General features: G+C 39.2%; 14 protein-coding genes. All 14 read right to left on the bottom strand.

Annotated elements, in window-relative coordinates; all coding sequences use genetic code 11:
• Positions 1-20: 20 nt before the first annotated feature.
• Positions 21-1,031, bottom strand: coding sequence for a Holliday junction branch migration DNA helicase RuvB (gene ruvB, locus B9N65_RS10170; RefSeq protein WP_087583743.1), 1,011 nt, complete (start codon positions 1,029-1,031; stop codon positions 21-23).
• A 49-nt stretch (positions 1,032-1,080) separates the two neighbouring features.
• Positions 1,081-2,187: a sensor histidine kinase gene (locus B9N65_RS10165; RefSeq protein WP_087583742.1), complete on the bottom strand. Its 1,107-nt coding sequence runs from the start codon at positions 2,185-2,187 to the stop codon at positions 1,081-1,083.
• On the bottom strand, positions 2,171-2,839 hold the full coding sequence (locus B9N65_RS10160; RefSeq protein WP_009294240.1) for a response regulator transcription factor: 669 nt from the start codon (positions 2,837-2,839) through the stop codon (positions 2,171-2,173). Before B9N65_RS10160 ends, B9N65_RS10165 begins: the two co-directional genes overlap by 17 nt.
• A 90-nt stretch (positions 2,840-2,929) precedes the next feature.
• The gene (nrfD, locus tag B9N65_RS10155) at positions 2,930-3,865 is read right to left on the bottom strand and encodes an NrfD/PsrC family molybdoenzyme membrane anchor subunit (protein WP_087583741.1); all 936 of its coding nucleotides are present in this window, start codon (positions 3,863-3,865) and stop codon (positions 2,930-2,932) included.
• Positions 3,858-4,421: a 4Fe-4S dicluster domain-containing protein gene (locus B9N65_RS10150; RefSeq protein ID WP_087583740.1), complete on the bottom strand. Its 564-nt coding sequence runs from the start codon at positions 4,419-4,421 to the stop codon at positions 3,858-3,860. The genes nrfD and B9N65_RS10150 overlap by 8 nt, the downstream gene beginning before the upstream one ends.
• 9 nt (positions 4,422-4,430) lie before the next feature.
• Entirely contained in the window at positions 4,431-6,704 is a 2,274-nt protein-coding gene (gene phsA / locus B9N65_RS10145; protein WP_087583739.1) for a thiosulfate reductase PhsA, read from the bottom strand.
• Positions 6,705-7,007: 303 nt separating this feature from the next.
• Positions 7,008-8,351, bottom strand: a complete 1,344-nt coding sequence (locus B9N65_RS10140; protein WP_087583738.1) for an anaerobic C4-dicarboxylate transporter — start codon at positions 8,349-8,351, stop codon at positions 7,008-7,010.
• A 91-nt stretch (positions 8,352-8,442) separates the two neighbouring features.
• Positions 8,443-9,843 (bottom strand): aspartate ammonia-lyase, encoded by a 1,401-nt coding sequence (locus B9N65_RS10135; RefSeq protein WP_021086578.1) that lies wholly within the window; start codon positions 9,841-9,843, stop codon positions 8,443-8,445.
• Between the two features lie 590 nt (positions 9,844-10,433).
• Complete coding sequence (locus B9N65_RS10130) at positions 10,434-11,189, bottom strand: energy transducer TonB (RefSeq protein WP_180385148.1); 756 nt, start codon at positions 11,187-11,189, stop codon at positions 10,434-10,436.
• Between the two features lie 37 nt (positions 11,190-11,226).
• Entirely contained in the window at positions 11,227-11,610 is a 384-nt protein-coding gene (gene exbD / locus B9N65_RS10125) for a TonB system transport protein ExbD (protein WP_087583736.1), read from the bottom strand.
• Positions 11,597-12,025 carry a TonB-system energizer ExbB gene (exbB, locus tag B9N65_RS10120; protein WP_012140138.1) on the bottom strand — a complete coding sequence of 143 codons (429 nt, stop codon included), beginning with the start codon at positions 12,023-12,025 and terminating at the stop codon, positions 11,597-11,599. The genes exbD and exbB overlap by 14 nt, the downstream gene beginning before the upstream one ends.
• 219 nt (positions 12,026-12,244) lie before the next feature.
• On the bottom strand, positions 12,245-12,901 hold the full coding sequence (locus tag B9N65_RS10115) for a cysteine hydrolase family protein (RefSeq protein ID WP_012140139.1): 657 nt from the start codon (positions 12,899-12,901) through the stop codon (positions 12,245-12,247).
• Complete coding sequence (locus B9N65_RS10110) at positions 12,901-13,887, bottom strand: sensor histidine kinase (RefSeq protein ID WP_087583735.1); 987 nt, start codon at positions 13,885-13,887, stop codon at positions 12,901-12,903. Before B9N65_RS10110 ends, B9N65_RS10115 begins: the two co-directional genes overlap by 1 nt.
• The gene (locus B9N65_RS10105) at positions 13,884-14,717 is read right to left on the bottom strand and encodes a DUF234 domain-containing protein (protein ID WP_087583734.1); all 834 of its coding nucleotides are present in this window, start codon (positions 14,715-14,717) and stop codon (positions 13,884-13,886) included. Before B9N65_RS10105 ends, B9N65_RS10110 begins: the two co-directional genes overlap by 4 nt.
• Between the last annotated feature and the right edge of the window lie 42 nt (positions 14,718-14,759).

Below are 14,759 nucleotides of genomic sequence, written 5' to 3'. Positions count from 1 at the left end.
TGCTCCAAATTTAAATTTCGCTACTCAAAAAGCCCTTTTTCGATGTCGATCTTGACGTTAAAGGTTTCAAAACACTTCGCGCTAGCGATCCTGCCCTTTGCTGTGCGCTCGATAAAGCCATTTGCAAGTAGATATGGCTCGATGACGTCCTCAACCGTGCCCTCGTCCTCGCTAAGAGCTGCTGCGATCGTGCTAAGCCCCATAGGACGGCGCCTTGCTTGCATCAAAATTTCTAAATACCTAATATCCATTTCATCAAATCCAAGCGAATTTACACCAAGTGCGTTAAGCCCCTCTTTTGCGCGCTCGTGGCTGATGATTTGCTCGTCATTTACCTCAGCAAAGTCGCGAATTCGCTTTAATAGTCTAAGAGCGATCCTTGGCGTGGCACGTGAGCGTTTGGCGATCTCAAGTGAGGCGTTTTTGTCGCACTCTTTGCCAAGCTTGGCAGAGGCGATCTGCACGATACGGCTTAGCTCGCTGCTTGTATAAAACTGCAGCCTAAAGTCCATCCCAAAGCGGTCCCTTAAAGGCGCCGAGATCATGCCAGCACGCGTAGTTGCGCCAATAAGTGTAAATTTTGGCAGATCTATCTTGATGGTCTGGGCAGCTGGCCCTGAGCCTATGATGATATCTAGCCTAAAATCCTCCATCGCAGGATAAAGCACCTCCTCGATAGCTGGGCTTAGGCGGTGTATCTCGTCGATAAAAAGCATGTCGCCCTCTTGTAAATTTGTAAGGATCGCCGCAAGATCGCCACTCTTTTCTATCATCGGCGCTGCGGTCATTTTGATACTTACGCCCATTTCGTTTGCGATGATGTGAGCAAGGGTAGTTTTACCAAGTCCTGGAGGGCCGTAAAATAGCACGTGATCTAGGCACTCATTTCGCTTTTTGGCTGCTTTTATAAAGACGTCTAAATTTTGTTTTATCTTTTCTTGGCCGATGTAGTCTTCAAATTTTGTCGGTCTAAGTGAGACTTCAAAGTCATTTTCAAAGCTTACTTTTTCGATTTCAACGATTCTATCCAAAGTTTTTCCTTCTAAATTTAAGGCTTCATTTTACGCTTTTATGCTTAATCTAAGCTCGTTTAAATTTATAGTAAAAAGTGCTGCCCTCATTATAAACGCTATCAACGCCGTATAAAATGTCATGCTTTTGGCAAATTTCGCTGACGATATTTAGCCCAAGGCCAAAGCCGCCTTGGATTTCATCCTCTCTGACGTAGCGCTTCCAGACCCTTTTTACGTCCTTTATCCCCTTACCAAAGTCCTGCACGCTAAGATTTATGCGCTCATCTTCAAGCTCTAAATTTACTATTATCTCGCTCTCTTTTGGGCTGTATTTTATGGCGTTTGTGATGGTGTTATCGATGATGCGCTGAGCTTCGACCTTGCTTAGCATAGTAAATGCCTCACTTGCTAAATTTGTCTTTACTACGATTTGCTTGACATCAGCCACGCTTGAGAGAAATTTCACTCGCTCTTTAACGTATTCGCCTAAATTTAGCCTCTCAAGTGGAAATTTGATGTAGCCTCGTTTTATGAAGTATTCGACATCTTCGTAGGTTATTTGCATCTGTTTTAGGGCATTTTTGATGCGTGTTATATACTTGTTTTCAAGTCCAAGCATCTCAAGGTTCATACCAGCTACGCCAAGCGGCGTCTTTAGCTCGTGCATGGCGTCGTTAAAGAAGTTGTTCATATACTTTTGAAACTCTTTATAAGGCTTTACGCTGCTTAGATATAAAAAATAGACGATAAAAAGCACTGCCACAAGGATGACAAGCAGCATAAGAGCTGTTAAAAAGATGTTCTTTTTGTTATCAAGCTCCTTTTCTACGACGATGTAGTAAGGGGTCTTATCTTTTATAAAAAAGCTCTTGTAAAAGAGATATCCGCCCTCTTCTAGAGTTACAAATTTAAAGCTACTTGGCTCTTTGCTAAGGGTTGAGATGACTGGTTTAAAATTTACGTCGTAAATCGCAAATTTATACTTTAATGAGCTAGCTATATTTTCGTTTTTGAGAAATGAATTTTTGATGATGGTTTCATGCTTCATAGCGCCAAAGAGAGCCTTTGAGCTGCTATTTTTCTGACTTAAATTTAAGATCACAAAGCTTTGAAAGCAAAAGAGCGACATTATGACAAATGTCGCTATGATCTGGATCTTAAAGCTCTTGTGCATCTATCTTGTAGCCTATGCGCCTCTTTGAGATGATGAAGTTATTGTTTGTCTTGTTTCTTATCTTTAAAACGTGCATCCTTATATCAGCGCCCTCGATCTCTTTGTCGTTCCAGACAAGATCTCTAAGCTCCTCCATGCTGACGTAAGAATTTAGATGCGAGACCAAACACTCGACCAAAGCGACCTCTTTTGCGCTAAGATCAACCATCTTGCCATCTTTAAGTAGCACACGTTTATTTAGGTTAAAGCTAAACTCGTCATTTATCTTTACTATGTTTTTATCGTCAGTGCCATAGTATTTTCGCATAAGCTCAGCAACTCTAAATTTAAGCTCAGCTAGCTCAAATGGCTTTTTTAGATACTCATTACAGCCAAGTTCGTAGCCAATCGCCATATCGTCTATATCGACTAGAGATGTCGTTATCATGATAGGAGCGTTTGGATTTAGACTTCTTATATACTTGATGACTTCGTGACCATTTACTCCAGGCACTTTTATGTCAAGTATAAAAAGGTGATAGAAATTTTTCTCTATCAGATCGCAAGCCTCTTGACCGTCGCTCACCGCTGTAACTTCATAACCAAGCGTCTGCAAAAACTCACAGACGCTCTCTTGAAACCCCAAATCATCTTCTAAAAGCAAAATCTTCAAAATGCTCTCCTAAAAAACAAACTTTAATAAGAATTGTATCTATTGTAATACTTAATAGGTAAATTTCAAATTAAAATTCTTTTTTAAGTATTAAATAAAAATTTGTCCTGCATAGACTATGTAATATCTTAGCAAAAAGACACCACAAATGACTAAAATAGCGTTTAACACGGCAAATTCGCGTTTGAAATCATGCACCTTTAAAACGCTTAAGTCTAAAATGATAGGCACAGCCATACCAAGACCTATGACGCCGATATAAAACATCAGCCCAAGAGAATTTGCGCTAAGTGCGTTTGCTACGCTCTGCGCACCACTTGCACTTGCACCTTTTACGACCATAAAAAGAGCAACTATTAGCAAAAACTCGACTATTATCGCTAAAAAGTCAAATTTTAATAAAAAGTGTGCAGTTTGGTTTTGTGCTCTCTTTTCATCTTTTAGCACGCCAAGAAGCAATGTAAAAGCACCAGCACAGCTTAAGCCAGAAACTAAGAATAATAGTGGCAAAACTGGTGTGTTCCAAAGTGCGATCTTGTGAGCTGCGCTTAGTAAAAAGCCCGTATATGCGCCAACGCCGATGCCAAGGATGAAAAGTAAAACTCCAAGCAAACCTGAAAGCTTTCTAGCTAAATTTGCAAGCGCGTCAAAAAGTGAAATTTTAAGCATTGCTATCTCGTTTTTAAACGCACCAAGCGCGTATATAACGCTAAGAGGCGTATAAACTAGAAGAAGGGCAACGCCTATTGACATAACTGAGTCAAAGTTGTAAAGCAAGAGTATCCAGTAAAAGCTAAGCGGCTTACCAAGATCAAGCACCAAAAGAGCAAGTCCAAGGACGATCGCCACTGGAGCGATAAGAGCGGCTGCTTTAAAGTAGTAGTTATCCTTGCCAAATTTATTTGAGATGAGCACAGCAACGATGCTAGCACCTGCACTAAGTCCTGCTAAAAATAGATAAAAAGCTATCGGCCAGCCCCAGTAAATTTCTGTGTATTGAGCTAGGCTTCCTGACATGTTATTCATGGTGTGCTCCTTTTGTATTTGCGATCATCACAAGTGAAGGTTTTGTGTTTAACTCCGCTTTTGGCAAGTAGTATTTGCTCTCTTTTAGTTTCTTTGAAATTTTAGAGTTTTCATCATTTACGTCGCCAAAAGTTAGGGCATTTGTAGGGCAGACGCTAACACAAGCTGGATCTTTGCCCTCTTCTAGCCTGCTCTCATAGCAAAATGTGCATTTGCCTATCTCGCCATCTGGCAAGACGTAGCGAGCGTCGTATGGACAGGCTAGGATGCAGTACTTGCAACTAACGCAAATTCTGTGATCAAGCAGCGTCACGCCATCAGCTGTTTTAAAGCTAGCTCCAGTTGGGCAAACCTCAACACAAGGCGCATCTTCGCACATAACGCAGCTTTGACGTAAAAAATCAGTCTTTAAATTTGGAAATGTCCCACTCATCTTTGCATGCACCTGCAAGCGGTAAAGTCCCCTTGGCACGTTGTTTGCACTTCTGCAAGCTACCGAGCAGCCTTGGCAGCCGATGCATAAATTTTCATCATGTATCATCATATATTTTTTCATTTTCTATCCTTACGCTTTACTTATGCTAACGCCAACATTTGTAACCATAGTCGCAGCCACCGGACCCTCAGCTGGATCAAGAAGCACGCTTGTGTTAAGTCCTACGTGATCTATGCTCTTAAGACCTGGCGTGATGTGTCCAAAGCCGTGATAGATAAAGAGCGTATCTTCTCTAATGCCCTCAGTCACCATAAGCTTGCCCTTTTGTTCGCCAAATTTATTTTTGATCAAAACCATGTCGCCGTCACGTAAATTTTGCTTTTTGGCGGTGTTTGGATTGATCCAGATAGGGCTATCGCTCATGAGGTCATTTAAAAATGGCACTGTTTGGGTGTGGCCGTTAGTATGGACAGGCGTTTTGCCACAGGTTAAGCAAAGCTCGTGTCCGTCAAATGTGTCCATATCTTTGTCATTTAGCGCGCCATATCCTGCAAACTGCGCCTCAACGTCAGGTAAAAATAGCTCTATCTTGCCGCTTTTTGTTTTAAGTTTGGCCATATCGTCCATTAGCCCATTTTCTCCTACAAATTTAGAAGCTACTGGATATTTAGCGACAAATTTATCGATCATGCCTTTTTCTCTAAACAAAATTCCCGGCTCGTCCCACGTGATAAAGCCATCTTTTTCTAGTGCGGCAAGTAAATTTACATCTCCACCAGCTTGCTGCATCCTAAACTCACGTATGTCGTTCCAAGTATAAAGCTCATCTATCTTCATGCGGCGTGCTAGCTCTCTAAAGATAAACGCCCCGTCCTTCGTGTCGCCAACTGGATCGACGACTTTATTTCTTATCATATAAGCTGGTTTTAGACCTGACTTGTCCTCTATGCCCTCGTCGCGCTCTAGGTAGCTGCTCTCAGGCAAGATGACATCAGCAAAGGTCGCCATATCATTTAGATAGACATCGCTCACTACGATGAGCTCAAGCTTCTTCATCGCCTCTATGCTCTTCATCGTCTCAGCTACGTTTATGAGGTGGTTAAAGCGGATGTTAAACCAACCTTTTATGGCGTAAGGCTTCTCGTTTAAGATAGCGTTATCTATATCCATCAAAACGCCATGTTTTCTGCTTACAAATTTATGCGCTCCAGCCTCGCCAGCAAAGTCTAGTCTAGTGACTTTTGGCACTTTAAATTTATCATCTGGGTTTTTAAGAACTGGGAATTTATCCTCGCCAACTAGTTTGTTAAAGGTCTTTGCATTTTTGCCACCAAAAAGACCGCCCTTAACCTCCCAGTTGCCCATCATCGCATTTGCCACCATGATGGCTTTTGTCCTCATGTATTCAGCTCTTGTGGTGGTTGTCTTATGCCCAAAATCAAAAATAACTCTTGGAGCAGCTTTATAAATTTCATCAGCGATGCGTCTAACATCACTTGCTTTTATGCCAGTGATTGTCTCTTGCCACTCAGGTGTTTTGCCCTCGACGCTCTTTACGATCTCATCAAAGCCAGTTGTAAATTTCTCGATAAATTCTTTATCATAAGTGCCATTTTGTATCCAAGTGTTGATGAGTGCTAGAACAAATGCTAGATCAGTGCCAGGTTTGACTGGTAGCCACTCATCAGCCTTTGCAGCTACAACGCTAAATCTTGGCTCAAGCACGAGCAGCTTTGTGTCCTTGCTGGCTGCAAATTTAGCAAGCTTTTTGGCATCAGCTATGACGATACCCTCAAAGAGGTTGTGACCAAAATTTACAACGTATTTTGCATTTGCAAAGTCTCTTTTTAGCTTAGCGATGCCATACATCTGCTCGCAGACCATTTGGTAGGTGATCGGACAGCATGAAAAGTGCGAAAAGCAGTTTGGCGAGCCATAAGCTGAGGCAAAATTTACCATTAGCTTGTGTGTTTGCGAGCTTTTACAGGTAAATATAAAGCTTTCAGGGCCATACTTTTGCTTGATATCAAGCATCTTTGAAGCGACATAGTCAAGCGCCTCGTCCCAGCTAACCTCGCGCCATTTATTTTCGCCTCTCTCACCAGCTCTGATTAATGGCTTTTTGATCCTATTTTCATCATATAGCTGGCTAAGTCCTGAGCCTCCTCTTGCACAAAGAGAGGTTGCCGTGCCGCCAGCTTTTGGATTGCCACTTAAAAAGCGAACTTTGCCATCAACGACTTTTGCTTCGATAGGACACCTTGAAGAGCACATCTCACAAAAGCTATGAACGTGCTTTTCGCCTCCATTTGCAGCACCTTGCAAAGCACCACCTGATAGAGATGATGCCACTGCGCTAACTCCTGCACTGAATTTTAAAAATTCTCTTCTATTTAAGCTCATCTTTCTCCCTTTAAAAGAAATTTTACTTTTTGTTATTTTATTATTTAAAGTTGAAAGTCAAATTAAATTTTATTTAATAATTTTTTTTAGTTTTTATTTTTTATGATATGTGAGATTAGATATCAAAATAGAGCAAATTTTAAAAATGATAAATTAAGATGGATTAAATTTTAGCGCGATTTTTGTGTGATTTATAAAAATGAAAAATTTAAAATTTAAAAAGAGATATTATTTAAGAATTTGATATAAAAAATTGAAAATTTAAAGAAGAATAAAAAGCCGAGAGAGATCTCGGCTTAAGTTTTATATAAGAACTGGAGCTACTATAAATCCAAGGATAACTGATAATGCAACCATTATAGTTCCTGGGATGAAGAATGAGTGGTTAAATACAAATTTACCAACTCTTGTAGTTCCTGTATCGTCCATCGCTATCGCACCTAGTGTTGTAGGATATGTTGGCAATACAAATAGACCAGAAACTGCAGCAAATGAAGCTACAAGGATCCAAATTTGACCTGAATTTTCAGGGCTAGTCATACCAAGAGCAGCAGCAACAGCAGGCATCATAACCTTTGTTGTAGCAGCTTGTGAGTATAGCAAGCAGCTTAAGAAATAAAGCGCAACAGCTAGGATAAATGGATACTGAGTAACGAAGTCTTTTGCAACCTCTTTGATAGCATCAAGGTGTCCATTAACAAATGTTGTACCAAGCCATGCGATACCAACAACGCAGATGCACGCATTCATACCGCTTTGAAAAGTGCTAGTTGATAGAAGTTTGCCTGTCTCAACCTTGCAAGCTACTGCTATCGTAAAGCCGATAGTTAGCATGAAGCTAATGATAGCTGCATCTCTTGAAAGGATAGGTTTTTCTACAAGACCTAAGCTCTTTGAGATACATAGCGCATAGCAAACAACGATCAAAACGCCAACTGCAAAGATAGCAACTGATCTTTTTGCGTATGGTTTTGGCTCGTGATACTCTACAGCCTTAACTTCTTCAACCAAACCTTTTGCAAGTCTATCTTGATAGATAGGATCTTTTGAAAGGTCAAGATCGTAAAATTTATTGATAATAAACGCAGTGATAATCATCGCTACAAATGTAGTTGATATACAAATAAATAACAACACTGGATAGCTAACACCCAGCTTCTCACATAGACCACTCATAGCAACAAAAGCAGCTGAGATAGGGCTTGCAGTGATCGCTACTTGAGAAGAGACAACCGAAAGCGCAAGTGGAGCTGAAGGTTTGATGTTTTGTGTTTTTGCAACCTCAACGATAACAGGGATCATAGAAAACGCAGTGTGTCCAGTTCCTGCAAGGATAGTTAAAAAGTAAGTAACTATCGGAGCAAGAAAGTTGATTTGTTTTGGATTCTTGCGTAAAATTTTTGTTGCTACTTGAACTAAATAGTCAAGTCCGCCAGCAACTTGCAAAGCTGTGATCGCTGAGATAACTGAAGCGATGATCAAGATAACATCCATAGGGATATCTTTCATATCGACTTTCATACCAAGTAAAGCGAGTATCACAACGCCTAGACCACCTGCGTAGCCAACGCCCATACCACCTAGTTTGACACCAAGATAGATGCCGCCAAATAGGACTATAATCTGTAAGATCAGCATTATATCCATCGAAAACTCCTTTATTAAATTTTATTACTAAAATCACCACTTAAGCGTGTCAGAATTTTGGCACGCTTTTAATAATACTTTGCTTAAAATTTTACTTAACCATGCTCGGATTTAGCATATTTTTAGGCTCTAAAATCTTATCGATCTCTTCTTTGCTTAGATAGCCTCTCTCTAGGCAGATATCGCCAACTGCTTTGCCTGTTTGAAGGGCTTCTTTAGCGATACTTGCTGATTTTTCGTAACCGATATATGGGTTAAACGCTGTTACGATACCAACTGAGCCAAGAACTGATTTTAGGCAAGCCTCAGGGTTTGCTGTAAGTTTTTTGATAGCTTTTTGGGCTAGTGTTTTCATAGCGTTTTCAAGGATAAATATAGAGTTAAATAGCGCATAAGCGATGCCTGGTTCAAATGCATTTAGCTCAAATTCGCCTCTTTCAGAGCAAAGCATGATAGTTACGTCATTGCCGATAACTTCGTAGCACGCTTCACCTACAACCTCAGCGATAACTGGATTTACCTTACCTGGCATGATTGAGCTGCCTGGTTGCATTTGAGGTAAATTTATCTCGCCAAGGCCACATCTTGGACCTGAGTTCATTAGTCTTAAGTCATTTGCGATTTTTGAAAGTCTAACAGCAGCAGTTTTAAGCGCGCCACTTACATGGACAAAGTCTGCAGTATCTTGTGTAGCAGCGATGAAGTCATCAGCCTTTTTAAAATCAACTCCAGTGATCTCTTTTAGTTTTTTAACAACTACATTTTTATACTCTGGGTGGCAGTTGATGCCTGTGCCTATCGCAGTTGCGCCCATGTTTAGATGCGTCATTGACTCACGAGCAGCTGTGATCTTTTCGATGTCACTTTTGATGTAGCTTGCAAATGCGTTAAAAGTGTTGCCAAGTGTTGTAGGGACGGCATCTTCAAGCTCTGTTCTACCCATTTTGATGATATCTTTAAATTCTTTTGCTTTTTTCTCAAGCTCATCTTTTAGTAAATTCATAGCAGCAAGCAAGTCAGTAAGTTTTGCATAAGTTGCTACTTTAATAGAGCTTGGATAAGTATCATTTGTGCTTTGTCCAAGGTTTGTATGATCGTTTGGATGGATGTATTGATACTCACCTTTTTTATGGCCAAGGCTCTCAAGTGCGATATTTGTGATGACCTCGTTTGAGTTCATATTTGTACTTGTTCCTGCTCCACCTTGAACCATATCAACGACAAATTGATCTAAAAATTCACCAGCTATTACTCTATCAGCAGCTTTTGCCAAAGCATCAGCTATCTTTGGATCTAAAACGCCAACCTCTTTATTTGCAAGCGCAGCAGCTTTTTTGATCTGTGCAAATGCCTTTACAAAGTATGGATACTCTTTTAATGTTCTGCCACTCATGTGGAAGTTTTCAGTAGCCCTAAATGTTTGGATGCCATAGTAAAAATTGTCAGAAATTTCCAACTCGCCAATAAAATCATGTTCTCTTCTGGTTGCCATAACAGCTTCTCCTTAGTAAAAAATTGTTACCGAGTGAAATTATATAGGTATTTGAGATTTTAAATATTAATGACTACTTATTTTTTTTAAGCTTTAAGTTTTTGACTTGATATGGCGCTCTTTGAAAGAAAATTATATTTCATATTTAAGCTAATTTTTAGGAATTTGCTCATCTAAATTGTTATATTACTAATAATATCACTTTTTTATTATATAAAAAGGGTCAAATTAACTCAGATTTGTCCTACACTTTAAGTTTAAAAGCCATTTTTGAGAAAATTTAATATAAAATAAATACAAATTTACAAAATTTATAACAGCCAAGCTAAAATTTCATAGTTAAAAAAATTTTATAATAATATTTTGTTTAGCAGTAAGTAAGGCAAAAAATTAAATTTTATTAAATTTGCTATCGTCTTTAAAAAAATCACACCTAAAAAGCAACAACAAATAAGGACAATTAATTAAAAAATTTATCACTTGCCCTTATTTATTTTAAATATAACTTAAATTAAGTTTTATTAATATATAAAAACCTTTATTTTATACATTAATATATCTTGCAAAAAATAAGTCAAAAAAAGCTAAAACTATCTTAACGTAAATGCTATAGGAAAGCGAAGATAGCGAGCTTCTTTTGGCTTTGGAAACTCAGAGCTTGCTTTTTTGACATTTTCTAAAGCACCATTATCAAGCGACTCAAAGCCTGAACTCTTAGTAACCTTCAGCTCATCTATGCTGCCATCCGTTTTAAGCAAAAATCTAACTTCAACAACGCCTTGATGCTTCATCCTTCTAGCGTTGTTTGGGTAGCTTTTATGCTTTTTCACAGCTGCTATGACCTTGCTAAAGTCCTCATCGCTTTGCGCGTTTGATAAATTTAGCTCTTGGGCTACTTTCTGAGCTGGAGCTGAAGCGATTGATTTGTTATTTGCTGGTAAATTTGAATTTACAGCAGGTGCTGGGGTCGCGACAGGAGCTGGTGCAGTGATAGCAGGCGTTGGCTCTGGTTTTGGCTCAGGGCGAGGCTCAGGCTTTGGTAGTGGCTTTTTCTCCACCTTTTTTGGCTCAGGCTTAGGCTTTTCTATCTTTTTTGGCTCAGGCTTTGGTAGTGGCTTTGGCTCGACCTTTGGTTCAGGCTTGGGCTCAGGCTTTGGTGGCTCTGGCGGTGGCGGAGGAGCTGGGGGTGTTGGCTCTGGGATCATTACTTGTTCGCTTATCTGCGGAGCCGTAGTTTGCGGCACCGGAGTGAATGAATTTAGAGCTATTTTTATAGGTTTTTGCTCGCCTATCTTTATCTCACTAAAATTATGTGAAAGCAAGAAATAAGCCGCTGCCATGTGCACTATTGCTGAAACCGCAAGGCCGCTATAGTTTGAAATTTTACTCAGAGATTGTTTGGATTGCAAAGTTTTCGTGACCTTTTTCTTTTAAGATATCAATTACTTTGACAAAGCTGTCAAATTTAGCGTTTTTGTCGCTTTTTAGCTCGATTAAGGTTTTTATATCCACAGCATTTAGCTTATCTTTCAGTTCATCTTCTGAAATTTCCACATCGTCTATGAAAAATTTATTATCTTTATCGATAACAACGCTCACTTTTTTCTCATCCTCTTTATCTTGCTGTGCGCTTTTGGCACTTGGTAGATCAACTGCGATCTTGCCTTGGGCGATAAAGGTCGAGATGCTTAGCACGATGGCTAGCAAAACGAGCATGATATCGATAAATGGGACGATATTTAGCCCATCTTTTTTATTTAGACGCATTTTCGGCCTTGTATCTGTTTATCATGACATCGACTTTTCTAACAAAGCCATTGTAGATCATGAGCGTTGGGATCGCCACAAGTAGGCCAAATGCGGTCGCTTTTAGTGCTAAAGATAGACCGATCATGATACTTTTTGTATCGATGCCACCAGCCATACCCATGTCATAAAATGTGATCATGATGCCAGCAACCGTGCCAAGAAGTCCGATATATGGGGCGTTTGAGTAGATGATATAAAGTGTGGTTAAATTTTTTGTCAGCGCCTCATCGAGCTCTTCGATGTTTTTGTAGCTATTTATATCGACGCGTGAGTAAAAAATGATACGCTCTATCGTATACCAAAGCACAAAAAAGCTCATAACGCCCAAAATGCCGATGATTATATAGTCAATGTTATGTTTTAAAAGTTCCATAATACCTCTTATTTTTAAAATTTGAGCGTGATTATAACTATATTGATAGTTAATGTCAAATATATTGTAAAAATGTAATCTAAAAATATTTTATAAGAAGAGAAATTTAAAGAGAATAGATCTGAAAATTAGCGCAAATCTGCGTTATTAATTATATAAATACGATAGATAAGCGCTAAATTTTACAACTTGATAATTGTTTTTAATGTAAATATGTGGCTAAATTTCTAGCTCTTTTGCCACGCGTGCATTTAGTGCCATTTGCATGTGGTGCAAAAATACATTTTGATAAAAATCTCCACTATGCCCTGGTGCGTCGTAGGTTTGCACTAAATTTGCAGGCACGATGATCTCTCTTTTTAAATTTTGCTCATTTGCGCTAAGTCTTAGGTGAGAAACAAGCTGATAGATGCACATATCGGTGCAGTCGCCCATAATGACAAAGCTATCAAATTTACTTATAAATTTATTAAACTCCTGCGAATAAGCGATGCTAAGTGAGTTTTTATAAAAAATTTTCATCTCACCAAAAAAGTCTAAATTTCTTAGCTCATCAACTGCCTGTGCTTCATTTTGCCCTTTTAAAGCATGAGCTGGAAAGCTCGCAAACTCAGCTGAATTTGGCTCATGAGCATCTTGAATGAGGATGTAGTTTTTAAGGTTAAATTTATCCCTTGCTAGCTTAAAAGTATCTGCTATAAGGCTTGCTAGCTCGCCCACACGCTTGCTAGCTAGTGCGCCTTCAGAGCAAAAGCCATTTATCATATCAACGCTTATAAAGACCACTTTTTCGCTGCCATTTTTAAAAATTTCACTAAATTTAAGCGCCTTTAGGCCATTTTGCCACGCATTTAGCTCATCTAAAATTTCACTCATCACTTCTCCTTTATAGGTAAATTTATACAAAATGTCTTTGGCTCAAGGGTTATCTCTATGCTACCCTTGTGCGCCTCGATGATCTGCAGACAAAGGTGCAGCCCTAGGCCATTGCCCTTTAGTTTGCTCGTCTTAAACGGCTCAAAGACGATGTTTTCATTTTTTATAGAGACACCGCTGTCATAGACTATAAATTTATGTTCATTTGGCGTCTTTTCGTAGCTTAGTCTCACCACACCTTCATCGTTTTCGTCCTCTTCGATAGCGTCTATGGCGTTAAATAAAATATTTTGAAAGACCATCGCGATGAGGTCAAAGTCGCCACTATAAAGGGCGTCAGGGAAATTTAGCTCAAAAGTTATATCTTTTGAATACTCATAAAATTTAAGCGCCTCCTCGCACTCGCTTTTGATATCTAAAAAGTTAAATTCCCTTGGCGTGATACTAAGCCCTTTTGTAAAAAGAAGTGTGGCTTTGATGATGCGCTCAACACGCCAGATCCCCTTTTGTATCTGCTCGACGATAGGCAAAATTTTTGGCTCGGCTCTTTTTAAAAGGGTGGAATTTAAAAGCGAGATAGAGCCTATGGGGTTTCTTATCTCGTGAGCTAGGTGCGCTGCTACTTGACCCATCGAGGCTAGGCGCTCGGTGCGTTTTTCCTGCGTTATGTCAGTAGCTGAGATGATCTTTTTATCATCTTTGACCACCTTTTTTACTAGATAAATTTGTGAGCCAAAATTTAGCTCGCCCTCATCTTTTGGGATGAAATTTAGCGCTTTGCCAAGCTTTTGCGCCTCTGAGTTTTGCAAGAAAATTTCATCATTTTGATCAAGCACCCAAATGGCATTTGGCAAAATTTCCACGATATCTTTTATAAAACCTTGCAGGCCCATATAAGAAGCGGTCAAATTTTTATACTCACGCTCTATCAGATAGGTCTGCTCTATCAGGCTTTTTAGGCCATTTTGTATATCGATATCACTCACAGCAACTCCTCATAATCTTTTATCTCATAAAGCCTAAGTCGCTCATCTTTTAAGCCCAAAAGCTCGTTGCTAAAGCCACTTTTTGAAAAAAGCGCGATGATATCTGGTTTTATGCCAAGCCTTTCGCACTTGTGAAGGACTAAATTTAAGACATTTTTGCAAATTTTTCGTTCTTTATACTTTGCTTCGCCGACTATTATCTTGCCATTTATGCTAAAAAGCATGTCTAGCTCTATATTTTTGCTCCAAAATGAGCTTAGCAAAATGCCATCAAACCCAAGCTTTTTAGCCATTAGCTCGCCGCTTAAAAGCTCAAAACCAAGGCTCGCGTACTCGTCAAATTCTCTTCTTATAAGCTCTAAAATTTCTTCACTCCTGCCCTCTTTTAAAAGGCTTAAATTTGGCTCGATAAATCTAAACCAAAACCTTGAAAAATGGCTGTTAAAGTGAATTTTATCCTCTATCTTATAAGCTCGCTCGCTCTTTTTTAAAATTTGGCGTTTATTTTTTACTCGTGGCTTTTCTTGGCTCTTTTCAAGCACTAAAAAATCCTTGCTAAAAAGCTTTGCATAGACCCTATTTGTCATGCTTTGAGGCAAAATTTTATTTACACTAAATTTCTTCCTGTCGCTTCTAGCTAGCTTAATGAGAGCCATTTTGATGGCCTCATCGCTGTCCTCGTCAAAGTAAAACCTAGCCATCAAATTTTTATAATCATCTAAAATTTCAGCCCTGATCGCCTCAAAAACATCGTAGTATGAGCCCTTTAATAAAAAGTCATCAAAAACAAGATGAAATTTTATAACTTCAGCAATACCAAGGTGCTTCATTCGCTCAAATGTCGATTTTATGGCTAAAATTTTGTATCCTTT

The sequence above is a fragment of the Campylobacter concisus genome (assembly GCF_002165815.1).
Classification (GTDB): domain Bacteria; phylum Campylobacterota; class Campylobacteria; order Campylobacterales; family Campylobacteraceae; genus Campylobacter_A; species Campylobacter_A concisus_BH.
This window is presented reverse-complemented; position numbering and strand designations above follow the sequence as displayed.

Excerpts from the sequence above, each read along its gene's own strand:
- exbB (WP_012140138.1), bottom strand. The coding sequence starts at position 12,025 with ATGGAACTTTTAAAACATAACATTGACTATATAATCATCGGCATTTTG.
- B9N65_RS10150 (WP_087583740.1), bottom strand. The coding sequence starts at position 4,421 with ATGAAAAAATATATGATGATACATGATGAAAATTTATGCATCGGCTGC.
- phsA (WP_087583739.1), bottom strand. The coding sequence starts at position 6,704 with ATGAGCTTAAATAGAAGAGAATTTTTAAAATTCAGTGCAGGAGTTAGC.
- B9N65_RS10115 (WP_012140139.1), bottom strand. The coding sequence starts at position 12,901 with ATGAGTGAAATTTTAGATGAGCTAAATGCGTGGCAAAATGGCCTAAAG.
- exbD (WP_087583736.1), bottom strand. The coding sequence starts at position 11,610 with ATGCGTCTAAATAAAAAAGATGGGCTAAATATCGTCCCATTTATCGAT.
- B9N65_RS10140 (WP_087583738.1), bottom strand. The coding sequence starts at position 8,351 with ATGGATATAATGCTGATCTTACAGATTATAGTCCTATTTGGCGGCATC.
- B9N65_RS10135 (WP_021086578.1), bottom strand. The coding sequence starts at position 9,843 with ATGGCAACCAGAAGAGAACATGATTTTATTGGCGAGTTGGAAATTTCT.
- B9N65_RS10105 (WP_087583734.1), bottom strand. The coding sequence starts at position 14,717 with ATGAAGCACCTTGGTATTGCTGAAGTTATAAAATTTCATCTTGTTTTT.
- nrfD (WP_087583741.1), bottom strand. The coding sequence starts at position 3,865 with ATGAATAACATGTCAGGAAGCCTAGCTCAATACACAGAAATTTACTGG.
- B9N65_RS10165 (WP_087583742.1), bottom strand. The coding sequence starts at position 2,187 with ATGCACAAGAGCTTTAAGATCCAGATCATAGCGACATTTGTCATAATG.